The sequence below is a fragment of the Nocardioides marmoriginsengisoli genome (assembly GCF_003725695.1).
GTDB lineage: Bacteria > Actinomycetota > Actinomycetes > Propionibacteriales > Nocardioidaceae > Marmoricola > Marmoricola marmoriginsengisoli.
Genome location: NZ_RJSE01000007.1, coordinates 991052 through 1016799, shown reverse-complemented (window position 1 = coordinate 1016799; position 25748 = coordinate 991052). Strand labels below are relative to the sequence as shown.

At 66.4% G+C, this 25748-nt stretch carries 22 protein-coding genes; 6 read left to right on the top strand and 16 right to left on the bottom strand.

The window, feature by feature from the left end:
• The first annotated feature begins 14 nt into the window (after nucleotides 1-14).
• The 3 genes from EFK50_RS13455 to EFK50_RS13445 are packed head-to-tail and all read left to right on the top strand — an operon-like array spanning nucleotide 15 to nucleotide 2517.
• Nucleotides 15-746, top strand: a complete 732-nt coding sequence (locus tag EFK50_RS13455; RefSeq protein WP_123228042.1) for a hypothetical protein — start codon at nucleotides 15-17, stop codon at nucleotides 744-746.
• A gap of 11 nt (nucleotides 747-757) precedes the next feature.
• Nucleotides 758-1624: an SDR family NAD(P)-dependent oxidoreductase gene (locus EFK50_RS13450; protein WP_123228041.1), complete on the top strand. Its 867-nt coding sequence runs from the start codon at nucleotides 758-760 to the stop codon at nucleotides 1622-1624.
• Nucleotides 1621-2517: an SDR family oxidoreductase gene (locus EFK50_RS13445; RefSeq protein ID WP_123228040.1), complete on the top strand. Its 897-nt coding sequence runs from the start codon at nucleotides 1621-1623 to the stop codon at nucleotides 2515-2517. The genes EFK50_RS13450 and EFK50_RS13445 overlap by 4 nt, the downstream gene beginning before the upstream one ends.
• Here EFK50_RS13445 and EFK50_RS13440 read toward each other — a convergent pair.
• The 5 genes from EFK50_RS13440 to EFK50_RS13420 are packed head-to-tail and all read right to left on the bottom strand — an operon-like array spanning nucleotide 2466 to nucleotide 7483.
• Nucleotides 2466-2789 carry a winged helix-turn-helix transcriptional regulator gene (locus EFK50_RS13440; protein ID WP_123228039.1) on the bottom strand — a complete coding sequence of 108 codons (324 nt, stop codon included), beginning with the start codon at nucleotides 2787-2789 and terminating at the stop codon, nucleotides 2466-2468. The genes EFK50_RS13445 and EFK50_RS13440 overlap by 52 nt on opposite strands.
• Nucleotides 2790-2810: 21 nt before the next feature.
• Nucleotides 2811-4055: an NADH:flavin oxidoreductase/NADH oxidase family protein gene (locus EFK50_RS13435; protein WP_123228038.1), complete on the bottom strand. Its 1245-nt coding sequence runs from the start codon at nucleotides 4053-4055 to the stop codon at nucleotides 2811-2813.
• Between the two features lie 20 nt (nucleotides 4056-4075).
• On the bottom strand, nucleotides 4076-5542 hold the full coding sequence (locus EFK50_RS13430; protein ID WP_123228037.1) for a class I adenylate-forming enzyme family protein: 1467 nt from the start codon (nucleotides 5540-5542) through the stop codon (nucleotides 4076-4078).
• A complete protein-coding gene (locus EFK50_RS13425; RefSeq protein ID WP_123228036.1) occupies nucleotides 5520-6512 on the bottom strand; it encodes an alpha/beta hydrolase in 993 nt (330 codons plus the stop codon). Before EFK50_RS13425 ends, EFK50_RS13430 begins: the two co-directional genes overlap by 23 nt.
• Complete coding sequence (locus tag EFK50_RS13420; RefSeq protein ID WP_123228035.1) at nucleotides 6512-7483, bottom strand: enoyl-CoA hydratase/isomerase family protein; 972 nt, start codon at nucleotides 7481-7483, stop codon at nucleotides 6512-6514. Before EFK50_RS13420 ends, EFK50_RS13425 begins: the two co-directional genes overlap by 1 nt.
• 135 nt (nucleotides 7484-7618) lie before the next feature.
• On the opposite strand from EFK50_RS13420, the gene EFK50_RS13415 reads away from it, so the two are divergent.
• A complete protein-coding gene (locus tag EFK50_RS13415) occupies nucleotides 7619-8275 on the top strand; it encodes a TetR/AcrR family transcriptional regulator (RefSeq protein WP_221177379.1) in 657 nt (218 codons plus the stop codon).
• A gap of 658 nt (nucleotides 8276-8933) precedes the next feature.
• On the opposite strand, the gene EFK50_RS13405 is transcribed toward EFK50_RS13415, so the two are convergent.
• The 10 genes from EFK50_RS13405 to EFK50_RS13355 all read right to left on the bottom strand — a co-directional run bounded on the left by EFK50_RS13405 (nucleotide 8934) and on the right by EFK50_RS13355 (nucleotide 21165).
• Nucleotides 8934-9758 carry an SDR family NAD(P)-dependent oxidoreductase gene (locus tag EFK50_RS13405; RefSeq protein ID WP_123228034.1) on the bottom strand — a complete coding sequence of 275 codons (825 nt, stop codon included), beginning with the start codon at nucleotides 9756-9758 and terminating at the stop codon, nucleotides 8934-8936.
• A 52-nt stretch (nucleotides 9759-9810) separates the two neighbouring features.
• Nucleotides 9811-10656, bottom strand: coding sequence for an alpha/beta fold hydrolase (locus EFK50_RS13400; protein ID WP_123228664.1), 846 nt, complete (start codon nucleotides 10654-10656; stop codon nucleotides 9811-9813).
• 263 nt (nucleotides 10657-10919) lie between these two features.
• Nucleotides 10920-12740 (bottom strand): flavin-containing monooxygenase, encoded by a 1821-nt coding sequence (locus EFK50_RS13390; protein WP_123228033.1) that lies wholly within the window; start codon nucleotides 12738-12740, stop codon nucleotides 10920-10922.
• Between the two features lie 261 nt (nucleotides 12741-13001).
• Nucleotides 13002-14561, bottom strand: coding sequence for a long-chain-fatty-acid--CoA ligase (locus EFK50_RS13385; RefSeq protein ID WP_123228032.1), 1560 nt, complete (start codon nucleotides 14559-14561; stop codon nucleotides 13002-13004).
• Between the two features lie 28 nt (nucleotides 14562-14589).
• A complete protein-coding gene (locus tag EFK50_RS13380; RefSeq protein WP_123228031.1) occupies nucleotides 14590-15300 on the bottom strand; it encodes an SDR family oxidoreductase in 711 nt (236 codons plus the stop codon).
• A gap of 46 nt (nucleotides 15301-15346) precedes the next feature.
• On the bottom strand, nucleotides 15347-16219 hold the full coding sequence (locus EFK50_RS13375; protein ID WP_123228030.1) for an SMP-30/gluconolactonase/LRE family protein: 873 nt from the start codon (nucleotides 16217-16219) through the stop codon (nucleotides 15347-15349).
• Nucleotides 16216-16968 (bottom strand): ABC transporter ATP-binding protein, encoded by a 753-nt coding sequence (locus EFK50_RS13370; RefSeq protein ID WP_123228029.1) that lies wholly within the window; start codon nucleotides 16966-16968, stop codon nucleotides 16216-16218. Before EFK50_RS13370 ends, EFK50_RS13375 begins: the two co-directional genes overlap by 4 nt.
• Nucleotides 16965-17753, bottom strand: coding sequence for an ABC transporter ATP-binding protein (locus EFK50_RS13365; protein WP_123228028.1), 789 nt, complete (start codon nucleotides 17751-17753; stop codon nucleotides 16965-16967). The genes EFK50_RS13370 and EFK50_RS13365 overlap by 4 nt, the downstream gene beginning before the upstream one ends.
• Nucleotides 17746-19767, bottom strand: a complete 2022-nt coding sequence (locus EFK50_RS13360) for an ABC transporter permease (RefSeq protein ID WP_123228027.1) — start codon at nucleotides 19765-19767, stop codon at nucleotides 17746-17748. Before EFK50_RS13360 ends, EFK50_RS13365 begins: the two co-directional genes overlap by 8 nt.
• A 93-nt stretch (nucleotides 19768-19860) precedes the next feature.
• Complete coding sequence (locus EFK50_RS13355; protein WP_123228026.1) at nucleotides 19861-21165, bottom strand: ABC transporter substrate-binding protein; 1305 nt, start codon at nucleotides 21163-21165, stop codon at nucleotides 19861-19863.
• Nucleotides 21166-21663: 498 nt separating this feature from the next.
• Between EFK50_RS13355 and EFK50_RS13350 the strand changes: the two genes are divergently transcribed.
• Nucleotides 21664-22725: an alpha/beta fold hydrolase gene (locus EFK50_RS13350; protein ID WP_123228025.1), complete on the top strand. Its 1062-nt coding sequence runs from the start codon at nucleotides 21664-21666 to the stop codon at nucleotides 22723-22725.
• 230 nt (nucleotides 22726-22955) lie between these two features.
• Nucleotides 22956-24185, top strand: a complete 1230-nt coding sequence (locus EFK50_RS13345; RefSeq protein ID WP_123228024.1) for a PucR family transcriptional regulator — start codon at nucleotides 22956-22958, stop codon at nucleotides 24183-24185.
• Between the two features lie 34 nt (nucleotides 24186-24219).
• Here the strand turns inward: EFK50_RS13345 and EFK50_RS13340 are convergent, their stop codons facing one another.
• Nucleotides 24220-25440 (bottom strand): MFS transporter, encoded by a 1221-nt coding sequence (locus EFK50_RS13340; RefSeq protein ID WP_183407810.1) that lies wholly within the window; start codon nucleotides 25438-25440, stop codon nucleotides 24220-24222.
• Nucleotides 25441-25748: the final 308 nt, after the last annotated feature.

Below are 25748 nucleotides of genomic sequence, written 5' to 3'. Positions count from 1 at the left end.
TAGGAGGAGGATCCATGAGCCAGGCCGACTACCTCACCATCGACGTCTTCGAGAAGCCCTCGCTGAGCGCCGCGCGCTGGAAGCGGTCGGTACGGGACGCCATCTCACGCGGTGTCGACGGGTTGCGCTCCGCGACCGTCAACCACGCCAACAACGGCACTCATGCGCTCATCCCCCGCGTGTTCCCGGCTGGTCGCGCACTCGTCGCTGCCTGGGAATCACCGGAGGCAGCCGCTGCCGCGTGGACCGGTCCGCTCAAGGTCGCGCTGGACGGTCCCGAACGGTTCAGCCTGGACGGCGAGGTCGTGCGCTTCCGGGTCGCGACGCCCGGCGACCACTGGCACGGATGGACACCCCGCACGGACGGGGCTGAGCCTCTGGACACGGGCGAGCCGATGATCGCCATCGTTCACGGCATCGTGAACCGGGGGCACCTGCACAAGTTCCTCCGGAACAACCTGCACGCCGCGAGCAGGGCCGCACACCACCCGGGTCATCGCGGCAGCGTCGACATCTCCAGCCAGCTGCCGTTCGAGCACACCTCGATCAGCCTCTGGAAGTCGCTCCGAACAGCGCAGGAGTACGCCTACCAGCCGGGAGGGCACGCGTTCGCGATGAAGAGCTCGCTCGAGACCAACATGCACCGGGTCGGCTGCTACCTGCAGGTACGCCCGCTGGCCAGCACCGGGTCCTTGGGCATCGACACCGCGCCCTTCCCCACCTTGCCTCCCGCCTTCCGCGGCTGACCCTCCCTCACATGAAAGGCAATGAGATGCCGACGTACGACCTCCGCGACAAGACCGCACTGATCACCGGAGGCACCGGTGGGCTCGGGCGCGCCACTGCCGAGCTGCTCCTGAAGCGCGGCGCCCGGGTCGCGATCCTCGACGTGAACCCGGAGACGCCGCGGATCGCTCGGGACCTCTCTCCGACCGGCGCCCTCGGCGTGATCGCCGATGTCCGCGACCGCGAACGCCTGGATGCCGCAGTAGCGCAGGTGGTCGACCGATTCGGTAGCGTCGACATCTCCATCGCCAACGCTGGCGTGCTCAGCCGCGGCGCGACGCTGCGGTCGATGCCGGCATCCTCGGTGGACCAGTTGTTCGCCGTCAACATCGGCGGGGTCGTGAACACGGTCAGCGCGACGATGGAGCAGGTCATCGCCAACCGCGGCCAGGTCGTCCTGATCAGCTCGGTCTTCGCCTTTCTCAACGGGATGGGCACCGTCCCGTACGCGATGAGCAAGGCTGCAGTTGAACAGCTCGGGCGCGGCCTCCGGGTCGAGCTGGCCCAGCACGGCGCCTCAGCGACCACGGCGTACTTCTCGCTCATCGAGACCGACATGATCCGCAACGGCGTCGATGCGGACCCGACCGTGATCCAGCTCATGGCTGCCCTGCCGAAGCCGCTGCTCGTCCGGATCCAGCCCCAGCAAGCGGCCAAGGCGATCGTCGACGGCATCGAACGGCGGGCACCCCGCGTGATCAAGCCCGCGCGCTGGGCGCCGCTGTCCGCGCTGCGGGGAGTACTGAGCCCTGCTCTCGATGCACGCCTGGCCGCCGACCAGCAGACCCAGAGCCTTCTCGACGAGCTCGAGACCCGCGCAGGAGCGAGACCAGCATGAAGCGGAGCCTGAAGGGCAAGCGGATCGTCGTCACTGGAGGTGCCCGCGGGATCGGCGAGCAGGTCGCCCGACTTGCCGGAGCCCGGGGCGCCCAGGTGGCGATCATCGGCCTCGAGCCCGAGCGGCTCAGGGAGGTTGCTGCCGAGCTCGGGCGCGACTCCGTGTGGCGGTACGCGGACGTGCGCGACGCCCCGACGTTCCGGGACGCGATCGATGCGTGCGCAGACGAGATGGGCGGGATCGACGCCGTGGTCGCCAACGCGGGAATCGCCGGCTACGGCACCGTCCGCCAGGTCGACGACGCCTCGTTCGAGCGGGTCATCGACGTGAACCTCAACGGAACGTTCCGCACCCTCAAGTACTCGACCTACCACCTCGAGCGCACCCGGGGTCATGTCGTCGTCATCGCCTCGGCGATGTCGTTCCTGGCACTGCCCTCGATGGCGTCGTACTCAGCCAGCAAGGCCGGCGTGGAGATGCTTGCCCTCGCGTACCGCCAAGAGGTGGCGCATCTCGGGATCACCGTCGGCCTGGTGCACCCGTCCTGGATCGACACGGACCTGGTGCGCGGCGCAGACGCCGACCTGCCGTCGTTCCAGGCCCTGCGGAGCAAGCTCCCCTACCCGGGCAACGTCACGACCACCGTGGAGGAGGCTGCGCGGGCGATCGTCAACGGCCTCGCGAAGCGTCGTGCTCGCGTGTTCGTGCCCCAGGCCGTCGTGGTCGCCCACTGGGCCAAGGCCCTGGTCAGCTCTGCGCTGGTCTGGCCCTGGTCGCGACGTTTCGCAGCGGATGCCGTGCCGACGCTGGAGCGCGAGGTGGATGCGCTCGGGCGCAACGATCAGCTCACCGGACCTGTCCCCCAGCGGTCGGCCCACGCCGCCATCAGCTGAAAGGCCGGCAGCAGCTCGAGGCCCTTGTCCGTGACCCGGTACTCGTAGCGCTGAGGCCGGGTCTGGTAGCACTCACGGAACAGCAGGCCCTCGGAGACCAGGTACTTCAGGCGTTCGGCAAGCGTCTTCCGCGACACACCCAACGTCCGCTGGTAGTCGTCGAACCTGCGCACCCCGGCCAGGCATGCCCCGAGGACGGGCGCATCCCAGCGGCTACGGAAGACGCTCAGCGCGGTCACGAACGGGTCAGGGCGAGAGGCGGAGGAATCCACGCGCTCTCGCCCCGACCCGACTCAGTGCCCGCGCTTGGGCAGGAAGCTGGCCCGGCCGTTCTTGCGGATCGCCGAGACGGTGGTCACGAGTCGGCCGCGGTCCAGGTCCGGCTCCAGACCCGCCGCGATCCGGTGCAGCTGGTCGCCGTGCCATCCGAGGTTCAGGATGCCGTCCAGCGCCTTGATGTCGGCGACCTTCCCGAGCAGCCGCCGCATCCCGTACCGGAGATCGTGATCGCTGAGCCTGTCGGTCCGGCCCGACAGGATCGCGTCCGCCGCATCGGTCTTCGTCGCCGTCGGCCGGCCGATCCCGACGACGTCGCACTCGCCCTCGAACACGGCTGCTTCCATCGCGCCGCGACTCCGGAAGCCACCCGTCACGGCGAGCGGCACCTCGCCGACGAGACCACGCACCGTGCGCGCGTACTCCAGGAAGTACGCCTCGCGTGAGCGGGTGCTGTCCGCCTCGGTTCCCATCATCGCCGGGGACTCGTAGCTGCCGCCGCTGATCTCGATCAGGTCGAGACCCTCGCTCGCCAGCGCCGCCACGACTTCGTACGACTCGTCCACGGTGAACCCACCGCGCTGGAAGTCGGCGGAGTTGAGCTTGATCCCGACGGCGAATCCTGGCGACACCCGAGATCGGATCCGTCGGACGACCTCGAGGACGAACCGCCTGCGCCGTTCAGCGTCGCCACCCCAGTCGTCCGTACGGAGGTTCGTCTTCGGTGACAGGAACTGGGTGACCAGGTACCCATGGGCACCATGGACCTGAACGCCGTCGAACCCAGCGGTCTCGCAGACCGCCGCAGTCGTGGCGAACCGCTCGATGATGTCCTCGATCTCAGCGCCGGTGAGCTCCCGGGGCTTGGTCGCACCGGGCAGCGCGAGCGCCACCGGGCTCGGAGCGACGGGAGTGTGACCGAGCGCCAACGGGTTGGACTGCCTCCCGGGATGGTTGATCTGGGCCCAGATCGGTACCCCGCCGTCGTGGGTCGCTTTCGTCCAGCGGGTCAGGGCATCGAGGTCGCGCTCATCCTCGATGACCACGTTGCCGGGCTCGCCGAGCTGCCGGCGGTCGACCATCACGTTGCCGGTGATCAGCAGGCCGTAGCCACCCTGACTCCACGTGGTGTACAGCCGCTCGAGGCGTTCATCAGGAGCGTTCTGCTTGGTGGCGAGCACCTCGCTCAACGCGGCCTTCATGATCCGGTTGGGCAGGACCTGGCCGTTCGGCAGGGTGAGCGGTTCGTGCAGAGAGGGCATCTTGGTTCGTCCTTTGGCAGTTAGTGAGGTGAAGAATAGGCAGCACGCAGCGCGATCTTGTCGATCTTGCCGACGGCGTTCTTGGGGAGGGTTTCGAGCACGACGGTCTCGGTCGGTCGCTTGAAGCCCGAGAGCGACTCGACGCAGCGGGCGCGCAACGCGGGTGTATCGATCGCCCGGCCGTTCGGAGGCTGCACGAAGGCGACGACGCGCTCGCCCCACTTCTTGTCGGGCACGCCGACGACGGCGACCTCGGCCACCGACGGATCGGCGGACAGTACGTCTTCGATCTCTTTGGGGTAGATGTTCTCGCCGCCGCGTATGATCATGTCCTTCGACCGGCCCACCAAGGTCAGGTAGCCGTCGGCGTCAAGCTGACCGAGATCTCCGGTGTGCAACCAGCCATCGACGACGACGCGCGCGGTCTCCTCCGGCTGACCGAGGTAGCCGCGCATCACGTTGCGGCCCCGGACGACCACCTCCCCGACGCCGCCTACCGGCAGCTCGTGGTCGTGGGAGTCGACGATGCGGACCTGCTGACCGGGAAGGGCGATGCCGACCGTGCCGGGCCGCCGTGGACCGTCGAGGGGATTGAAGGTGGAGCCGCAGGTCGCCTCCGAGAGGCCGTACGCCTCGACGACCGGGAAGCCGTAGCGCGCTTCGAACGCGACCAGCAGATCCGGCGCCGCCGGGGCTGCACCGCACACCCCGAAGCGTAACGAGGACCAGTCGACGTCGGAATTCTCGGGGAGCTGCGCCAACATGCCGTAGATCGTCGGGACCGCGCTGAAGTACGTCGGGCGCTCACGCTCGACGGTCTCGAAGAAGCTGTGCGGATTGAACCGTCCCGCGATCGCCACACTGGCATGAGCGAGCAGCGGCGTCAGCACACTGACGACGATCCCGTTCACGTGGAAGAGCGGAAGAATGAGCAGGCACCGGTCGGTCCGCCCGAGCTGGAGGGCCGCCAACCCCATCTGCGTCATCGCGTCCAGGTTGGCGTGGTCGAGCATCACGCCCTTCGGCGCTCCCGTCGTACCGCTCGTGTAGATCAGCAGCGCGAGCTCGTCGGAATCGTGCCGTGGAGTCCACTCCTTGCCTTCGGCCACGGCATAGAGGTCACTGACGGCCAGCAGAGCACCTCCCGGCCAGGCTTCGTCGGGAGCGTCATCCTCAATCACCAGCAGCCGAGCCCCGGAGTCCTCGAGCTGGCGAGTGACCTCGACCGACGTCAGCGACGGATTGACCGGGGTGACGGTGGCGCCCAGCCGCCACGCAGCGAACAGCAGCACCACGAACTCGAGCCGGTTGCTGAGCTTGAGCGCGACCACCTGGCCTGGTCCGATCCCCAGATCGTCCAGATGCCGGGCGGCAGCACGAACGCGGGCCAGGAAAGCCAGGTTCGTCAACGACTCACGGTCATCCGACACAGCAGGACCGTCGGGGTCGAACTCGGCCCGGAGGTCAGGAAGGGAGGACAGGTGCATCGCTACCCACCTTCTTCCCCTTTACCGATCGTTGCCGTGCAGCGCGTCGGGTTGTCGATCTCGCCGGCGCTGGCTGCAGGTGCCGCACCAGGAACTCGAGCTGGTCGGTGACCAGCTGTTCGAAGGTGTCGCCGAGGTAGAACTCGAAGTGCCCGGCCGCATACGTCTTGATCTCGCCCTGGGGCGCCGTCCGCGCGTAGCGCAACGTCTGAGCGGGTGGGGTGACGCTGTCGGTGTTGCTGACGCAGAACAGGATCGGCATCGTGACGTTCTTGGCTGCACGTCCGGGCCGGTAGGTCGCCAGCCTCGGAATCTCCCGTGCCGCGGCGCCGTTGGTGAAGGTTCCACCCGGCGGGATCAGCGCCTGGTACCCCGGCAGGGCATCCGGAGCGTTCATGAACGCCAGCGCCCCTGGTACGCCGGCGAGCGGCACCAGGACCGGATCCCACCCCCGGACCTTGGCCACCAGGTCACGGGCGACCACCGGGGTCAGGCGCAGAGATGCCACCGGACCAAGGGCCAGCGCGGACGCGAGACCGTCCGTGAACGGGCACTGCGAGACCGCCGCGGCCAGCTCGGGGTGCCGGGACGCGACCGTGATCGCATGCCCGCCTCCGAACGAGCTGCCCCAGACGGCGACGCGCGAACCGTCGACCTCGGGCCTCGCCTTCACGTAGGCGATCGCAGCGTCCCAGTCAGCGAGCTGTCGCTTGATCGAGAGCAGCTGGCGTGGCTGACCACCACTGTCACCGAAGTGCCGGTAGGTGAAGGCAAGAGCGGCGATCCCCGCACTCGCGAACTGCTCGGCGAACGCGTCAAGTCGCATCTCGCGGGTCGCGCCGAGCCCATGACCGAGGACGACGACGGGCGGTGAGCTGACCCCTGCAGGCAGGTAGAGCCACGCCGCGCAGGTGCTGTCGCTGGAGGAGAAGACAACGTCGTGGCGGGTAAAGAGCGCCTCGTCAGCCATCACCGAATCACCGCCGCGGCAGGCGAGCCGGCTGGGACGCGGCCGACCTGGAGAGCTTCCTCGAAGACCCCCTCGGAGTAGAGGGGCAGCTCGCCCTCCACCTCGCTTCGGTTCATGTAGTCGAGCATCAATTCCTGCCCCTCGTCGGAAAGGACGCGCGTCAGGAACTCCGCGCGTTCGACATGCAGGCCGTCCGTCAGCGACATCGAGCCGCCGAAGTAGACCGCCCTCTTGATGGCCGCCACGGAGTCCTTGGAACGCGCACCGAAGTGCACGGCGAGCTGGAGGGCTCGCGCGATCACCTCGTCGGGCGCCACGACCTCGTCGACCGCACCGGCAGCGAGGGCTTCGGCAGGGGTGAATGGCTTGCCCTCCAAGATCGCCACCAGCGATCTGTGGGTGCCGACCAGCCTGGTCAGACGTTGGGTACCACCGCCTCCGGGCATGATCCCGAGCAGGACCTCGGGTTGGCCGATGACGTAGTCACCCTCGGCCATCACGCGCAGATCGTGAGCCCAGGCGAATTCCGCTCCCAGTCCGAGAGCTGAGCCGTTGAGTGCCGCCACGTAGATGACGCCGCTGCTGTTCATCCGGAGGAAGGTGGCGTGGATGCGTTCGAGGTCGATGACCGGGCTCAGCGGGGTGCGTCTGACCGCTCCGGCGAGGTGAGCCCGATCCACCGCCCGGGCGGTCCGTGCGATGGTCGAGGCACCACGGCGACCCAGGGCGGGAACCGCCGCACCGCCTTCCTGGAGCCAGCGCACTTCCGCGTGGCTCACGAACCTCTCGCGGTGAGCACCGGTGATCACGACGGCCCGGACCCTCGGGTCGCGGTCGGCGCGATCGACGAGCGCATCGAGCTGCTCCGCGACGTCGCGGCCGAACACCTGGTCGGGTCCTCCGTCGAGGGTCGCGACCAGCACTGCTCCGCGATCTTCGATGTCGATGTGTCCTCTGACTTCCTGCGTCATGACGTTCGTGCCCCTTCGGTTCGGTGAGGGCTAACATAACTAAGTTATAGTGACCGAGACAAGAGGCTCCGCACGTGTTTCACGCCACCGCGCGACACATATCCGGCCGCAGATGGAAGCATGAGGAACATGTCCGTGGATTCGACCGAGCCGGTACCAGAGCGCCTGGTCAATGCGGCTATCAAGCTCTTGCGTGAGCAGGGCCCGTCCGCGATCAAGGCGCGCACGGTGGCGGCCGAGTGTGACCTATCGACCATGGTCGTCTACCACCACTTCGGAGGAGTCGCCGAGCTGGTGACGGCCGTGGTTGCTGCGGGCTTTACGGAATTCGATCGCGCGTTCGCAGCCGTTCCCGACACCGATGACCCGGTGACCGATCTGTTCGTCATGGCCCTGGCAGTGCGGGACCTGGCGCGCGCGAACCCGCACCTGTACGACCTGATGTTCGGCCTCTCCACGCGCTCGACCTACCGGCCAGCAACCGAGACCGAAGGTCGACTGAGCGGCCACTCGCCGGAGTTTCGGCACGCCTACGCGCAGATCGTCGACACTTGCGCCCGGCTCGTGAAGACGGGACGGGTGCACCCCATAGCACCCGAGATCGTTGCGGCGCAGCTGTGGAGCTTCGTGCACGGCTACGTCACCCTGGAGCTGAGTGATCACTTCGCGGACTTCACCGACCCGGTGGCCGAGGTGTTCCTGCCCACCGGCGTCAACATCTGCGTCGGACTCGGCGACGACCCCGAACGCGCCCGCGCCTCTCACGAAGCCACCGGCATCCTGTCCAGCTGAGATCTCCCGTTCACGATAAGGCTAGGCCGTCGCCGCGGATTCGACGACCTGTTCCGTGCCGGTCACCGATCGGCACCGAGGACGAGACCGTCACTCAGGTCAAGGGGTTCGAAGAAGTCGGCGTGACCACGCTGCTGCTCACCCCGCACGCGGGCGTACCCGAGCAGCGCGCGGCAGAGGTGGCGACACTCGCAGCAATTAACGCTGATTGCGCCCATCCACGAGCTGAGTCGGCCGTCCGAGCTCAAGTGGAGTTGAGTGGGAGCCTATGCGTCGCTGCCAGATGACCGAGAGCGGCGGTGTGTCGATCTCGAGCACTATCGCCTCACCGTGACCGCGTGCGGTCTTGCACGTTGTCGCCAGGACCTCAGACGGGCGAATCCACCCACGAAGATGCAGAGAAGCATGTGGGCCAGACTCGGCGATCGCTCGACCCGCCCGGAGTTGGGACCAGATAGCCGGACCCACGGCGAGCTTGAACAAGTTCATCGAAGAGCGCTGTCCACGATTGGGGCACCCCCGGAGATCCGTCCGCCCACTCGAGGTCCGAGCACATCTCGCGGCTGGTGCTGACGACGGGCACGCGCGCTAGCTCCGCGAAGGTCCGCGCAAGCTTCGTCGACTCGCTCTCGGCGGCGAGGGCGCGCCATGCCTGAACTCATTTCGACGTGGTTGCGGCAGCGAACACGGCATCACTGACGGCGGTCGGTGTTGCAGACGTGATCGCAAGCTGCACACGGCTGACGTTGTCGCAGCGGTATCGACGTCTCGGACGCCTCGATGTGAGAGCACTATCTACAGCCGCCACGACCTTCTTGGGATCGCCCGCGAACTTCTGCATGCGGCCCAGGAGCTTGCGAGTACCGACAAGGTGCGCTGCATACAGCTCACGGTTCTCTGGGCTCAGCTTGCTCGTCATCCGGTCGTAGTCGACAAGCACATCGCCCCACATGTCGGTGCGCGTCGGCCCAGGCTCGATAAGCGAGACCGGGATCCTCCAAGGACGCAGCTCCATCCGAAGGGCATCGGCCATTGATTCGAGTGCGTACTTCGATGCACTGTATGCGCCGGTGCTCGGCAGGGTGATCAGACCGCTGACCGAGGACATGAATACCACCCGCCCGCGGGCCTCGCGGATCTGCGGGAGAACTGCTTGGGTCACCGCGATCTGGGCCGTGACGTTGACGTCCAGTTGCCGCGATAGGTCGTCGAGCGACGTCCCCTCGACGGGTCCCTGCACGATGATCCCGGCGTTGTTGACCACCCCGTCGACGGCAGAAGGGAGATGTTCGTGCAGGCCGGCTACAGCGGACCGATCGGTGACGTCTAGCTGGATCGGGTGCACACGCGGCATTCGACCGAGGTCACGAAGGTCGGCCGCTGACCGAGCAGTCGCATGCACGTTCCAGCCTCGCTCGCTCATGTGTCGGGTGATTGCCAGACCGATTCCTCGTCCGGCACCCGTCACCAGTACAGACGGCACGCGGTTCCTTCTCTCTTGTTGTCGACAGGGTGGTGTGCACGTGGCCTCGTGGTCAGGCCTGGAGAAATTCCAGTGCTTGTGCGACGAACTCGTCGTGGAACTGGAAGACCCCGCCGTGGCCTGCGTCCGGGTAGATCCTCAGTTCGCTGTTCGGGAAACGGGAGGCCATATCCTCAGAGTTCGAGGTCGGAACCATGCGGTCGTCTTCACCGTTGGCTACCAGTACCGGGTGGTCGAACTTCGAGAGGTCGATCGGCTTCTTCAGCCCCCAGGCGTGGATGGCCTTCAGCTGGGCTCTGAAGGCGCCCACGCTGATCTTCTTGTCCCGGTCCTTGGTGCGCTCGTTGATTCGCTTGATGAACGCCGAGGCGGCCTGCTTGCCGTTCTCCGTACGCGTGAAGAATAAATAGACCTTCGGATCCTTCAAGGTCAGCACCCCTCGCAGCGAGTCACGGATCGAAATCCCAGTGACCTTGTCGATTCCGACGCCGCCAGCAGGTCCGGTACCAGTGAGGATCAACTTCCTCACCAACCCGGGCTCGATGCCCAGGATCTCCTGCGCGACCATGCCGCCCAGGGAGAACCCGTGTACATCCACCTTGTCGTAGCCCAGCGCGTGGATGGCATCAACCGCATCCTGAGCCATCTCCTCGATCGACGCTCGTGGCTTGCCAGTCGAGCCGCCGGTACCGCGGTAGTTCAACGTGATCACGTGGCGCTGTTGGGCAATCCCGTCAACAATTCGTGGGTCCCAGTTGTCCTGGACGGCCGCGAGGTGGACCAGGAAGACGATCGGAACGTCACCACGGGGACCCAGTTCCCGATACGTATACGAAGCATCACTTGCCTTCACTGACAGGTTGGGTGCGTCCTGAAAGCGCGTCCCTGCGGTGGTCATGGCCATCTCCTTCGTCGGTCCGTGCATCTGTAACGCGGAATCGCGTTCTGGTTACCTTACGTTCATAATATTATCGTCTAGAGCGAAGGAACGGTCAAGGCGTCGGAGAGTTCGGGAGACCCCCCTAGCCCCTGACGAGGTTCTCGTCCAAGTCCGGGCGGCTGGAGCCAACCCGCTCGACTCCAAGGTCGGAGCCGGCGAGTTCAATCTGGGGCTCCCGTACGACCCGCTGTTCATCAGCGGTCGGGCTTGACTAGAGAGCGTCAGGAGGAAACGGTCAAGCCATCCAGGTCCTTGCGGTCGCGCCAGGCCCCAAGGAGCTCGGTGAATTCGGGAACGCCTCCGAAGCCGCCGTACGTGTTTGCTGCCCAACTGCGCTCGACGTCGCCCTCGCTGTTGAAGTAGCCGGGCGTGCAATTCGCGGCGACCTGACGGATTTCGGCAGTCTTTTCACGAATCGTCCCTCGCCATGCGTCCTCGGCTTCGGCCGTGGCCTCGATGCGCGCGCCTCGCGCGGCCTGCGCCTCGACGATAACGCCCGCGAGGTGCTCAGCCTGCTCGCCGAGCATATCGGTGAAGTTGCCTTTGACAGCGTTGTTGCCCGAGCCGAGGAGAAAGAGGTTGGGGAAGCCGTGGACATAGAACCCGTGGAAAGTGCGTGGCCCGTCGGCGAAGTGGTCGGTCAGCTGCTCGCCGTTGACGCCGCGGATGTCCGCCCCGGCGGTTCGGTTGGCCGAGGTAGCTACTTCGAACCCGGTGGCGAAGATAATGCAGTCGACCGGATGGGACACCCCGTCGACCACGATCGAGTCGGTGGTGATCTCGCTGATTCCTGCGCCGTGGGTGTCAACCAGGGACACGTTGTCACGGTTGAAGGCGGGTAGGTAGCCATCGTTGAATGCAGGTCGCTTGCACAGCACGCCGTACCAGGGCTTGAGGGCCTCCGCGGTCTCCGGGTCTTCGACTTGGGATGCGATCCATTCGCGCATCTTTTCGCCCGCGAGGTAGTCCGTGCGCTCAATGACGTCCATCATCACGTCAGGCGTGACCTCCTCGCCTTCCTCAGGCGCCCAGCCGAAGGCGGTGTAAAGGTCGCGAAACATCTCCGTCCAGCCGTCCCGCACCAGGTCTTCCTCGACCGGCACGCCGGCGCTTAGGCGGCTGAAGTTGTCCATCCGGCGCTGCTGCCAGCCGGGGGTTAGCGTCCCGACCCACTCGGGGTCGGTGGGCTGGTTGCCGCGCCGGCTGACGTTGGACGGGGTCCGTTGCACGACGTACAGGTGGGCCGCGTCGCGGGCCAGGTAGGGGACGGCTTGGATAGCGGTGGCGCCGGTGCCGACGATGGCGACCCGCTTGTCTGCCAGCCCGGTCATGCCGCCGGTGTGGTTGCCGCGTGTGTATTCGTAGTCCCACCGGCTGGTGTGGAATATCTTTCCCTGGAAGTTGTTGATGCCGGGGATGCCAGGGAGCTTGGGCCGGTTGAGCGGCCCGCTGGCGGTGAAGACGTAGCGGGCGCGGATGAGATCGTCGCGATCGGTTCGAACGATCCAGCGCAGCGACTCCTCCTCCCAGGTCATACTGGTGATTTCGGTCTGGAAGATCGCCTGCTCGTAGAGGCCGAAGTGCTTCCCGATGGCCTGGGCGTGGGCGAAGATCTCTGGGCGGTGAGCGTACTTCTCCGTCGGGAACTGGCCGACCTCCTCCAGCAGCGGGAGGTAAATGTACGACTCAACGTCGCACTGGGCGCCCGGGTAGCGATTCCAGTACCAGGTGCCGCCAAAATCGGAGGCCTTGTCGATGACCCGCAGGTCCTCGATGCCACGCTTCTTCAGGTGGGCCGCGGCGAGGAGGCCGCCGAAACCGGCACCCACGACGAGCACCTCAACGGTCTCATCGAGGGGTTCGCGGACGAGCGGCTCGTCGACGTACGGGTCCGCGTCGACCCACCCCAGCTCGCCCTCGACACTGGCGTACTGGGCCTGCTCGAGCGGGTTGAGCCGACGGTCCCGCTCATCGGCGTACTTGGCGCGCAGCGCGTCCACGTCGAGCGCGGCCATCTTGGCCCGGGTGTCGGTGGCGTTCATATCGAGGTCCCCTTTGTCTTTGTCGGAACGAGCATGTCGGAAATTGCATGGTGCAACGTGCGTGAAGAGCGCGACGCCAAGACCGCCGCCGGGTGTGCAGACCGGCGACGGTCTTCGGACTCTCGCCTCGCAGTAGTGACAGCCGCCACACCTCGAACCTGTCAGGAGTGTCGACGAGGCGGTATATCTCGGCGCACCGAAATTTCGTGCCGCCGATGTGCCGAGCCACAACATCGGAGTACGACGCCGGGAAGGACTGAATCAGCTCAGCTCGCGCTTGAGGATCTTGCCTGTCGCGGTCATTGGGAGCGCGTTAACGAACTCCACGACGCGTGGATACTTGTAGGCCGCGATCTCCTGGCGCGCCCACGCTACGAGCTCGGCCTCGGTCGTCGTCGCGCCGACTGCCGGGACGACGAATGCCTTGATTTCTTCCCCATGGCTGGGGTGCGGGACGCCGATGACGGCTACGAGGGAGACAGCGGGGTGCTGGAGAAGCACCTCCTCGATCTCACGCGGATAAACGTTGAATCCGCCGCGGATAATCATATCCTTGGACCGATCGACGATGAAATAGAAGCCGTCCTCGTCCTTGCGGGCAAGGTCCCCCGTGCGGAACCACCCGTCGCGGATCGCCCACGAGGTGTCGTCAGGGCGGCGGTAGTAGCCCTTCATCACGTTGTGACCTTTGATCGCGATCTCACCGATCTCGCCAGGCACGTCCTTGACCTCCGACCAGTCGTTGTCGATGAGCTTCATCTCCACTCCGGGGATCGGCACACCGATCGACCCCACCCGGGGTTCCTCGCCGAACCGGGCGAACGAAGCCACCGGCGAGGTCTCAGAGAGCCCGTAGCCTTCGAGGATGGTGACCCCGAAGCGCCTCAGGAACTCGCGGTGGATCTCCACTGGCAGCGCGGAGCCGCCTGCGACCGCGACCCGCAGCCGGGCCGCGAGGCGGGCGACGTCGACGGTCTCATCGAGCGCGTTCAGCAGCCCCCAGTACATCGTGGGGACGCCTGCGAAGTAGGTGATCTCGTGCTCCAGCATCGCCCGCAGCGCAGCGCCAGCGTCGAAGCGCGGCAGCATGACCAACTTGCCACCAACTGCGAGCGCGCCGTTCTGGATCATCGTCTGTCCGAACGAGTGGAACAGCGGGAGCACCGAAAGGTAGGTGTCGGGGCGCTCGGGATCGGCGCCGACGATGTCCTTTGCGATCAGAGCGTTGTCCAGCATGTTGCGGTGCCGCAACTCAGCACCCTTGGGCAGTCCGGTGGTTCCGGAGGTGTAAAGGATCACCGCGGTGTCGTCGAGGTCAACCGTCACTGTCTCGAACGTGGGCGGCTGTTCGGCGACGGCAGCGGCGAGCGACTCGGGGCGCTCACCGGGCTCCCAGGTCAACGCGCCGGTGTCGAGCAGAAACAGATCACGGCAGCCGTCGGCGGCATCGAATCCGGCCTTAGCCCAAGCGCCGACTGGCAGCTCGGGGGTGCCCTCGAACGCGAGATAGGCGCGGGCCTCGGAGTCGCGGAGATGGTAGGCGATCTCCCGGTCCTTGAGGAGCACGTTTAGGGGCACCACCACGCCGCCGGCCTTCAGGACTCCGTAGTACGCGATGGTGAACTGCGGGACGTTTGGGCTCGACAGTGCCACCTTCTCGCCGGTTCGGAGGCCTCGTGAGACCAGGAGTCCGGCGACCCGGTTGACTGCGGCGTCGAGCTCGGCGTATGAATAGCGCTGTGCTCCGCAGACCACAGCCGTGCGGTTCGGGTGGGCGGCGGCGGAGACGCTGAGAAGGTCGGCGAGGTTGCGGTATGTCACGGGTGTGCTCCTGGTGGGTCGTCTGAGGTCAGTGGGTCGCGAGCTCGGGATAGACCGCGTCGAGGGGGGCGCTCAGGCCGGCCTTGGCCAGGCGCGACGCGTCGTCGACGAGAATCTCCAGTGCGCCGGCTTCGACGCCGTCATAGACCGTGCGGGCAAAGTCCGCGGGGTCGATCTTGGGATCGTCGGTATGGGCCGCCATCGGGGTGTCGACGTAGCCCATATGGACGCCAACCACGTGCACGCCGGCCGGTTTGAGCTCAAGGCGCAGGGAGTTGGTAACCGACCACAGCGCGGCCTTGGTCGCGGAGTAGATTCCGGCGACGGCGTACCAGCTGAGTACCGAGTGGATGTCGACTAAGACTGAGCCTTCCGTTGCCGCAAGCTGTGGCGCGAACGCCCGAGCGATGAACAGCGGGCCGAGAAAGTTGGTCTCGACGTTGGCCCGAATTTCTTCCTCGGAGTGGGTCAGAATGCCGGGCGTCGATACCGAGACCGCGGCGTTGTTGACTAGGACCGACACGTCGCCTGCGGCCTCAACGCACGCCTTGATCGACGCGGGGTCGGTGACGTCGAGGCGCAGCGGGATGACGCGTTCGTTGCCCCAGTTGGAGCGCGGGGTGCGTGCGGTCGCGTAGACCTTGGTGGCGCCGCGGCGCAACGCCTCCTCGACGAGCGGCACGCCGATCCCGCCGTTGGCGCCGGTGACCATGACAACGGACTCGTGTAGCGATGGCATCAGGTGGTCTCTTCCAGTGGGAGGTAACGATTGTGGGTAGATGGAGTCACAGTTCGACGGTCACGATGACCGATTCCGCCGCCGCCTGGCGGGGGGTCGGTAGGTGGTCGGGCGAGCAGCACAGCATCAGAGTGGTGCCGTTAGGACCGCCGAGCGCGCACGAGTAGACCGATAACCCCTCGGGCGCGGCGACCTCGTCAACAATCTCCCCGCCCTCGGCGATGAGCAGGGCTCGCCGACCGACGCCGTCGGCCATCCAGATCCGGTCGTGCGGGTCGACGGCGCAGCCGTCGAGGCCCGCAGCGGGCAGGCCAACGATCTGGCCGCCTGCGTCGATCTTCATCGCGACGCCAAGGTCGGCCCAGATGCGCCGGTCCACCAGGGTCCCGTCGGGGCGGATTGTCCACGCCAATGCCTCTGAGCCGAAGGTGTCGGCGACCACAAGAGTGACACCGTCGGACAAGATCGACCCGCCGTTGGGGAAGGTCACTTCGTCGGACGCCAGGGCGGTGGTGCCGTCGGGCGAGATGTGCACAAGAACGGCCTTCTGCGGTCGGGCTTCGTCCCACTCGTACCCCATGCTGCCGACGTAGGCGTGTCCGTCTGCGGTGACGACCATGTCGTTGGCCAAGCCCTCGCAGTACTCCGCCAGGTCGGCGTGCACGGAAACGTCGCCGCCAGGGGCGCGACGCAGGACGCGCCTGTCGCCCATCGAGACCACCAGGAGGCTTCCGTCGGGCAGCCAGCCGAGGCCCGATGGCCAGTGCGGCACCGCGAGTTCGGTCGTGACGTCCCCGTCGGGAGTGATCGAGTAGACCGCGCCGGCGTAGAAATCCGAGACCCACCAGCGGCCGTCGCGCCACCGGCCGCTCTCGAAGAAGTGGCCGCGGCGATGCAGGGTGGTGAGGGTTCTGGTCATCGTCTCTCCATCTGGGGTTGGTGGTTGGACTCGGTCGTGCCGAAGTAGGCGGCCTCGACCAACTGACGGTCCCGGCGCAACCGTTCGGCCGGGCCCGCGAGAGCGACCCTCCCGTGGTGGAGCACGAGAGAGGTGTCAGCGATGGCGAGCGCGAGGTCAATGTGTTGCTCGACCAGCACCACTGCAATCGCTTGCTCGGTGGCGATGGCTCGCAGCCGCGGCAGGATGTCCTGCACCGCGATCGGTGACAGGCCCATGCTCAACTCGTCGATCAGAAGTACCTTCGGCTCTTGCAACATGACCTTGCCGAGTGCCAGCATCTGCTGCTCGCCGCCGGACAGGTTCCCGCAAGTCTGACGCAGCAGCGTCTTGAGTTTGGGAAAGTGATCGAAGACTGACTCCACCGGGGGGCCACCCCGGCGCTTCGATAGCGCGAGGTTCTCCTGCACCCGCAGTTGGCGAAAGACTCCGCGGCTGTCGGGTACCAAAGCCAAGCCGCGTCGGGAGGTGCGCTCGATGCGGCGGTCAATCGGAGCGCCCAATGCACTGATCTGGCCCGACATCACAGGTAGCGCGCCGACCGAGGCCAGAAGGGTCGTGGTCTTGCCAGCGCCGTTAGGCCCGAGCAGGGCCAGGATCTCACCCGGGTGGACTTCGAATGAGAGGTCGCGGACGGCGGGCACGCCCTGGTAGCCGACTGTGATGCCCTTGACGGACAGTGCAGGGGCAGCGGTCGCGGCGGCGTTCACGAGCGCCCTCCGTCCACTGCGGCGGCTGTGTCGACTAAGGGGCTGCCGAGGTAGGCGGCGACGACCTGGGGGGCGTTGCGGATCTCCTCGGGCGTCCCGGTAGCGATGACTTTTCCGAAGTCGAGGACGTAGAGGCGGTGGCACACGTCCAGGACAAGAGACATGTCGTGATCGATAAGCAGCACGCCGGGGCCGGCCGCCGCGATCCGGCGCAGCTCGACGCCGAAGTGCTGGCTCTCGTGGGTGTCGAGGCCGGCCGCGGGCTCGTCGAGCAGCAGCAGAGAGGTGCCCCCGACCAGCGCCCGGGCCACGCCCACCATCTTCTGCTGGCCGAGGGACAACTCGGGGGGTCGGCGGTCGGCCACGTCGACGAGTCCGACGGTCTCGAGCGCCGAACCGATGGTGGCGGCGGGCGGCACCGAGCCTGTCAGCACGTCGCGGATCAGGCCTCGCAGGCCAGGACGCTGAACTGCTACGGCGAGATTTTGGGCGACGGTGAGTTCGTCGAACAGTTCGCCGGCTTGCCAGGTGCGGGCCACGCCGCTGCGTCGCCTGCGGTGCGGCGGGAGCCCGTCGACCCGCTTACCGCCGACCCGGACCTCGCCGGTGGAGCGGGCAAACCCAGTCACGGCGTCGACGAAGGTCGTCTTGCCGGCGCCGTTGGGGCCGATCAGACCGACGATCTCCCCGGGCTCAACCGTGAGGGAGACATCCTGATTGGCCGTGACCCCGCCGTAACGTACGGACAGGTCGCGGGTTTCGAGGAGCGGCTGCTGGTCAGACATGAGTCTCCACCTTCGAGGTCAGGCCCTTCGCGGGGGCGACTGTGGGCGTACGTGCGGACGTCGAGGAGTGCTCGCTACGCCTGCGTCGGAGCCGGCGGAGCATCTCCGCATTGGCCCCCGCGGCGCCGACCGGGTTGGTGACGGCCATCAGCAGCAGACCTCCGGCGGAGATCACCTGGTAGTACTGGCCGAGGTCGAGGGTCTGGTTGAGGAAGACGTAGAACACGCCGAGCGGACCTATGAAGCCGGCGACTAGTGCACCGCCGACCGAGGTGATGCCACCGCAGTAGGCGATTGCCAACAGGGAGAGCCCGGCGACTACCGAGAACGACGCCGCCGAGAGCTGGCCGCGGCTGTAACCGATCAGGCAGCCGGCCACGCCGGATAAGAACGCCGAAAGCGCGAACCCGAGCAGTTTGGTGGCCGCGACGTTGATGCCCACCGAGGCCGCGGCGCGCTCGTTGGAGCGCACAGCGAGGAAGCTGCGCCCGGTCGACCCGGCCATCCAGCGCATCACGACAAGGGTGGTTGTCGTGACCACTACTAGCACCAGCATCGAGAAGCGCAGCGTGATGAGGTCGGTGCCTCGGCGGACCGACAGGTCGAGCCCAAACAGGTTCGGCGTCCCGATCAGGTTGCCAGAGTAGGGCGTGAACGAGGGGTTGTTGAAGACGAAGCTTTGGATTGCGAACGCTGCGGCGAGCGTGACTACCGCCAACTGCGCGCCACGGATGCGTAAAGCTGGTATCCCGACGCCGACGCCGAGCAGAGTCGCGAGGCCAGCAGAGAGAACGATGCTAATGGGGAAGGGAACATGCCACTCCGTGGTGGCTTTGGATAGCGTGAAGCCGGCGGTTCCGGCGAAGGCCATGCTCGCCAGCGAGATCTGGCCGAGGTAGCCGGTCAGCAGCACCAGCGAAAGCGCGATGAGCGAAAGAATCAGCGAGGTCACGATACCGAAGCGCCAGCTGTCGCTGGTGAGCGCGATGGCTAGCGCGGCGAGACCAACAACGCCGGCCACGGGCAGCGGTCGCAGCCGCGGGATTCGTACTTCCGGCATGGCGACCTGGGTCAGCGCTCCACGCGCCGGGATCTTGCCGCCAAGTACGAATAGCGCGATGACCACGACGACGAATGGGATCGCGTCGCCGAGGCCCGCTTGAGCCCAGGAGGGCCACCACTCAAGGGTATTGGCCCACAGCAGGACGGCTTGGAAGGCGCCCATGAGCAGGCCCGCCGCGCAGGCGACGCCGAACGACGTGAGGCGGCCGACGAGCGCGACCGCGAGGGCCGGAACCACGTAGTAGGTGTAGCTGGTCGGGTCGAGACCGATCGTGTAGGCGCCAAGGACCACAATCAGGCCGGAGGCCATTGCTGTAACGACCCAGACGACCGCGGCGAGCCGGTCGGGCGAGAAACCCACTAGACGGGCGGCCAGCTCGTCCTCCGACGCCGCGCGGGTCGCCACGCCGGTGGTGGTGAGGCGGAAATACGCCCACAGCAGCAGTGCGACCAGAACGGCTGTGCCGCCCATGATCAAGTCGCTGGCATTGACAACGACGTTGCCCAGGGTGAAGGTCTTGAAGGGCAGGACCGGCTGAGCAAACAGGGCGTCCGTGTCGAAGCGGAGCACAACTAGAGCCTGCAGAAAGAGCATCAGGCCGACCGAGGCGGCGACATTGGCCAGCGGCGGCGCGGATCGCAGAGGCCGGAAGACGAGCAGGTGGGCGAGGAGCGCCAGTAGCCCGGCTGACAAGACGCCGACAACTACTGCCAGCACCATTGGCATCGGCGAGGTGACATCACCGAACCTTAGGCTGCCGCCGAACGGGAGCACGAGGGTGCCGTCGGTTCTCAGTGCAGCGACCGTATATGCAGCCCACAGAGCGACCGATCCCTGTGCGAAGTTGACTATTCCCGTGGCCGCGTAAACCCCGACCAGGGAGGTCGCGAACACCGAGTAGACGGCCCCGAGGGTCAGGCCGAGGAAGACGAACTGGATGAAGACGGACACCGCGGAACCTCACTGCGAGTGCGGCGCGGGCCGCCGATCGGACTAAGAGTTCGACCAGCGGCCCCGTCGCGGACTGGATGGTGCGGGACAGGTCTAGCTGGCTCCCGGCACCGCCTTGAGGGCCTGCTCCGCCGGATGGATAGTGCCGCCGCCGACCGCCTCCATCGTGTTGGGCGCTGTGACCTTGAAGTTGTAGATCTCGGTCGTGCAGTTGGGGCTGGTAGGCCGAGTGCAGTCGAGTTGGGGCCCGAGGAACGATTGGTAGCCCTTGACAGCCTTGAGTGTTGAGAGCACGGACTCGCCGGTGGGGTTGGACACTTTGGCTTGGTCGAGGATCCGGGTGAGATCGACGACGGTCGCGAAGGCGGCGTAAGCGTTCCAATCACTGGGGCCACGCTCGGCGGCCATGTAAGGCGCGGCGGCCGACAGGTTCTTCTGGATTTCAGCAGGTGCCTGCTTCTGTGCTTGGGGCAGCCAAACCGAGGAATAGGTCTCCGCGCCAACGGCCTTGGACCCAAGCTTGCCAATGAAGTTGGAGCAGGAGGCCATGAATGGCGTGCCGTCGAACCCGACGTTGACCATTGCCTTGAAAAGGTTGGTGCACATCGCTTCGTTTAGTGTCACGAGCAGGCCCGCCACTTCCGAGCCAGTTGACTTGATCGAGGACGCCAGCACGTTGAAGTTGGGGTTGGCCGGCGGGAAATAGATCGCCTTGACGTCTAGGCCGAGCTGCGCGCCCAATGGCTTGAGGATCTTGTCGATCGTCGCGTGACCGGTCGGGTCGTCGAGGTTGGCTAGGGTAATAGAAGAGAAACCTTGCTCCTTCAGCGACTGCATGGCGCCGAGCAGAAAGGCCGCTGGGGCAGGTCCGAAGTAGACGCGACTGTCGGGGGCCGAACCCAGCGTGGGGTCGAAAGCCAGAGGCCCGATGATCGGGATCTTCGCCGATTGCAGAATCGGCAGAGCAGCACCGGCCGAGGGGTTGAAGGCGTCGATGACCGCGACAACGCCGTCCTTGGCGAACTGGTTGGCGCAGTTGATGTTGGACTCGGGCGAGAGGACGTCGACGTCGCAGTTGACAACCTGGACAGGGCGACCGCCGATGCCGCCGAGGTTGCCGTTAGCGAACGCTACGCCGGCGTTGGCTCCCTGCGAAGCACCTGGCGCGGTCGCGCCGCCGTTCACAGGGTTGAGCAGGCCGACCTTGACCGGGGTGCTCCCCGTTGCCTGGTCGGTGCCTGTCGGGGTGGCCGGACTGGCCGACCCGTCGGAGTTACCGCATCCGGCCAGCCCGAGAAGTGCGAGTGCGACGAGGGAGGCGAGAGTGGCTCGACTCCGCGCCGAGCCCGTTTGCCGTCCCGACCGGGGCTCGAGAGTCTGACGTGTTGGGTTGTCCATGGGATCCCTTGTTCTTCCGGGCTCGAGACGAGCAGTTGGACGTGCGAGTCGGCTCGCGAGAGGCACTCTCGTGTCCTTAGCCGAGATCGGGTTTTCACGACAGGCGCGTGACTCTGGAGGTGCTAGCCACGGCGAGTGTGTCAGCGGTCACAGGAGGTATCCATGTGTCCCGGGCCAGCCCTTCGGGGCCTCGATTGTGCCGTCGCACAACCTGTCCTCGACTTGTCATCGGCTCCTTCCGCGGCTTGAGCGAGCGACCGTCTGGGCGCAGATGTGACGTGGCACATACCGACCACGGCAAAGTGGGTTTACAGCACAAAGACGCCCCGCCCGGTCGCTCCTAATCTGAATCGGTCGCAGGCGGCGACGGACGGTAGCGGGTCAAGAGACCAGCACCCCATCACGTGCCGGGGCCGTGACGTCATACACCACCACGATCAAAGGAGCTACATATGCCTGGACCGTCGCGCACGCCGCGCACCATCGAAGAGGCACACCATGCCCCGGTCTGACTGGGAGGAGCGGACCGTCCAGGCCAACGGCAACCGTGTCCACGTCCGGATCGCCGGCACGAGCGGACCGATGGTGCTGTTGTGTCACGGCTTTCCCGAATCCTCCTATAGCTGGCACCACCAGCTCGACGCCCTTGCGGCGGGCGGCTACCGGGCCGTGGCCATGGACATGCCGGGATACGGCCGGTCGAGCAAGCCGATCCAGCCATCGGACTACCGGGTCACAGAGCTCGTCGCAGCCTGCGTTGGAGTCGTCGAAGCCCTCGGCGAGGCTCAGTCCGTCGTCGTCGGACACGACTTCGGGGCACCGGTCGCCTGGACCGCGGCGTGGACCCGCCCCGACGTTTTCCGAGCAGTAGTCGGCATAAGCCTCCCGTTCGGTGCGCGCGGAATGGCTGCCCTGCCCGGGGATCCGTTCGGCGACCAGCGGCCATCGGTCACGCACAGCGCGCTCGCTGGCGACGACGCTGTGTTTTATCAGGAGTACTTCGCCGACCCCTCCGGCGTTGCCGAGAAGGAGATGGAGGCCGACCTGAGGGCTTTCGTCACTAGCGGGTTTTACGGACTGTCGGCGGACAGCCCGCTGCCACCCGAGATGGAGGGTGTCGACCTGACCAATCTTCCCCTTGAGTTCCTGATCCAGTGGATCCGGGCCGCGATGTGCGTGCACCACGGCGAGGGCTTCGCGTCCAACCTGCAGTACCCCGACCAGCTCCCGCCCTGGCTCGACCAGGAGACACTCGACATCTTTATCGATGAGCTCGAAACCGGCGGGATGCGCGCGCCCCTGGCCTGGTACACCAACGCCGACCTCAACTGGGAGGTCCTCGGCCCTTACCAGGGCACCCCCGTGACAGTGCCCGCGATGTTCATCGGCGGCGATCGCGACGTGGGGACAATCTGGAGCCAGGAGGCCCGGTTCCGCCAGGACGAGTACGTAAAGGACCTGCGGCGCAGCGTGATCATCCCGAATTGCGGCCACTGGATCCCGCAAGAGCACCCTGAGGTGGTCAACACCGAACTGCTGACCTTCCTCAAGGGCCTTTGACTGCTCCCTGGACTTGACGCTCACTTGGCATATGGCGTCGGTCCCGGGCTCGTCCGGGACCGGCCGCTCGCATTCCCGTCCCATCCTCCGATGGTCGTCAAATGGCAAGTAAATGTCGTACTACGTCAAGTACCCCCCATCCAAGGTGCCCACACTGTGAATGCCGCCACCACAGAGCAACCGAGGAGCCATCTTGAAAATGAACACACTGACCGAACTGGAGGACTGAGGTGGCCCTGACCGTGATGGCCCAGGCGGGCTCGGCCGTCGACCCGGGCGTGGTCGAAGCCTGCCGCGTGCTGGCCCACGACGTCGACCGCCTGACTTTGGCGCTTTCAGAACTCATCGCGAGCAAGGAGCCCTACTACGTCACCACGCTAAGCCTCGACGAGTTGATGGACAGCGTGCGACCCAATGTACTGGGCATCCTCGATGCGATCTCGTGTACCGGCGCCGACGACGTCACCGCTGCACCCTGCAGGACGGGCCGTCTCCGCGCTGCCCAGGGCGCGCCCTTGGGCCCGGTGCAGCGCGCCTACCGGATCGGGATGTCCTTCATCTGGGAGGAGCTAGTCCGCGTGATGAGCCGGGACGCCGACCAACAAGCTCTGCTGCGCTCAGCCACTTCGTTCTGGAACACCCTCGACCTCTTTCTCGAGACCCTCAGCAGGGCCTACCGCGAGTTCGAGGCCGAGCAGATCCAGCACGACTCCCGCACCCGCGACCTCGCTCTCACCGCACTGTTCCACGGCACCCACTCGGCGGGATTGACGATCTCGAGCATCGCGGCTGCGCTGCGGCTGCCCACGGAGGGCGCCTTCGTCGTCATCGCGACCGACCCCGTGCCGGTCGGCGGCGAGCGCGCAATGGTGACCACGGCCCGCTCCGTGACTGGTGCCGGTGGCCACGTCACTTGGCGTTCGGACCCCGACGGCGCAATCGCGCTGATTGCCCTCTCGCCGCGCTTCACCCTCGATCGGCTTCTCACCCACCTCGCAACCCTGTCGCTGGGCCGGATCGGGGTCAGCGAGGTCTTCACCTCGCTTCAGGCGACCAGCGGCTCTGCCGCCGAGGCACGAGCCGCCCGCGGGGCCGCGACCCTGGGCAGCAGCGCGGTCCTGCGCTACGGCCGGGTGCGCGTAGCGGTACTCCTCGCCTCCGAGAGCGACGTCGCCGAGGATCTCTTTCGTGACGTGCTGGGCGGGGTAATCGAGCTTCCCGAGGTTGACCAGACCTTGCTGCTCGCAACGTTGCGTGCCTGGTTCGAGGCGGAAGGGTCGACCGCCGGCGCGGCGGCCGCGCTACATTGCCATCCCAACACTGTCCGGTACCGCCTCGGAAAGGTCAGCCAGTTGACCGGCCGATCGCTGACCGCGCCCATCGACACGGCGCATCTCTACCTCGCGATGGAGTTCCACCGGATTCTCGCTCCGCGCTCGACCATGGCCGACGGGCGTTGAGCCTGGGAGGGCAACGGGCGCGTCCAGAGATCCCTCAGGTCGCACCACGACCTTGAACGCCATGCAGCCACCAAGTAGTGGCAAGCCCGGCGAGCAACGCGACCACCCCGGCCAGGAAGTAGTCAGTGCGCACGTCGAGCCAATCGACGAGTACGCCGCCGAGGGCCGATCCACCGGCCAGGGATAACTGGAGCACCGAGACGAACATGGCCTGGTCGCCGTCGCGTGCTTGCGGGGTTGCGGCCAGGATCCAGATTTGCAGGCTCAGCGGAATCAGACCCCACGAGATGCCCCAAGTGAAGATCAGCGCGACCGTTAGCGCAGGCAGGGACTCAGTCATCGGCATGACTATGAGCGCCACGCCGAGTATCAGGAGGGCTCCCGAGAACACGGGGCGCAGACGCGAGTCGAGCACCCAGCCGCCCACAAGGTTACTGACGACCCCGACTAGCCCGAAAGCCAGCAGCACCACCGGCAGCGCCGACTCCGGCAGCCCGGTCTGGTTCACGAACGGCGTGACGTAGGTGTACGTGGCAAAGTGGGCGCCGAATGCGGCGACGGTGATACCCAGGCACTGACGGGCCTTGCGCGTAGAGAAGACCCCGAGCAACGTACTCCAGCGGACCGAGCCGACGGGGGCCAGGCGCGGCACCGCGACGATCTCGAGACAGACGGCGACGAACGCAAACGCGGCAGCAACCACGAAGGCCCATCGCCAGTTGGTGACCACGACGATCCAGGCGCCGAGGGGCAGGCTAATAACGGTCGCCATCGAAATGCCGCCGATCACGAGTGACGCCGCGCGGGTTGCGTGCCGATCGGCAACGAAGCGGGTGGCGGTTGGCGGGCCGATCGTCCAGAACCCGCCAACCGCGAAGCCGAGGGCGGCGCGGCCGATGAGGGCGACAGCGAAGGTCGGGGCAAACACGACCCAAATATTGGAGGCCAGGACGGTCGCGCTGAGTAGTAGCAGTACCCGGCGTCGGTCGGTGCTCCCTGCGAGCACGGTCACCAGCGGAGCTCCGATGCACGCGGCGAGGCCGGGTAGGACAACAAATAGCCCCGCCCGACCCTCGGTAACACCCAGATCCCGGCTGAGTTCGTCGAGCAGGCCGAGCGGGATGAACTCCGACAGCACGAGCGCGAAACTGGCGCTCATCACGGAGCAGACGGCGAACCAGCCGGCCGGTTCGGCCTTCCTTGGCTTCGGGCCTGCGTGGGTCTCGGCATTCTCGGTCTGGGCGATGAATTCCACTGGCGGGCCTCTCGGTAGTGGCCGACCGATCGGTCGGGGCATGGATGTCCGGTAGCGCGTCTTCGGAACATGCCGCGCAGGACGAGCTGCCCCGATCACGCTAGAACCGCACCTCGGCTCCGTCGTACGGGTCGCCGTACCGAGTTCGCGGCACCCTGTTGTGCGGCGGCACAATCGAGCCAGACGAACTGGAGCAACCCGGCGCCTCAAGGGTCAGCGCGGAGCATTGGAGGCTTAGCGATCAGGCCGGAAGTGTCCGCGACTATCCGACATGATCCCGCCCGATGCTATGGGGACCTTGCTAGCTG

Coding starts and splice junctions, on each gene's coding strand:
- EFK50_RS13435 (WP_123228038.1), bottom strand. CDS start 4,055: ATGCCCTCTCTGCACGAACCGCTCACCCTGCCGAACGGCCAGGTCCTG.
- EFK50_RS13355 (WP_123228026.1), bottom strand. CDS start 21,165: ATGGACAACCCAACACGTCAGACTCTCGAGCCCCGGTCGGGACGGCAA.
- EFK50_RS13380 (WP_123228031.1), bottom strand. CDS start 15,300: ATGCCATCGCTACACGAGTCCGTTGTCATGGTCACCGGCGCCAACGGC.
- EFK50_RS13390 (WP_123228033.1), bottom strand. CDS start 12,740: ATGAACGCCACCGACACCCGGGCCAAGATGGCCGCGCTCGACGTGGAC.
- EFK50_RS13430 (WP_123228037.1), bottom strand. CDS start 5,542: ATGCACCTGTCCTCCCTTCCTGACCTCCGGGCCGAGTTCGACCCCGAC.
- EFK50_RS13450 (WP_123228041.1), top strand. CDS start 758: ATGAAAGGCAATGAGATGCCGACGTACGACCTCCGCGACAAGACCGCA.
- EFK50_RS13350 (WP_123228025.1), top strand. CDS start 21,664: ATGCCCCGGTCTGACTGGGAGGAGCGGACCGTCCAGGCCAACGGCAAC.
- EFK50_RS13375 (WP_123228030.1), bottom strand. CDS start 16,219: ATGACCAGAACCCTCACCACCCTGCATCGCCGCGGCCACTTCTTCGAG.
- EFK50_RS13455 (WP_123228042.1), top strand. CDS start 15: ATGAGCCAGGCCGACTACCTCACCATCGACGTCTTCGAGAAGCCCTCG.
- EFK50_RS13420 (WP_123228035.1), bottom strand. CDS start 7,483: ATGACGCAGGAAGTCAGAGGACACATCGACATCGAAGATCGCGGAGCA.
- EFK50_RS13400 (WP_123228664.1), bottom strand. CDS start 10,656: ATGACCACCGCAGGGACGCGCTTTCAGGACGCACCCAACCTGTCAGTG.
- EFK50_RS13425 (WP_123228036.1), bottom strand. CDS start 6,512: ATGGCTGACGAGGCGCTCTTTACCCGCCACGACGTTGTCTTCTCCTCC.
- EFK50_RS13445 (WP_123228040.1), top strand. CDS start 1,621: ATGAAGCGGAGCCTGAAGGGCAAGCGGATCGTCGTCACTGGAGGTGCC.
- EFK50_RS13365 (WP_123228028.1), bottom strand. CDS start 17,753: ATGTCTGACCAGCAGCCGCTCCTCGAAACCCGCGACCTGTCCGTACGT.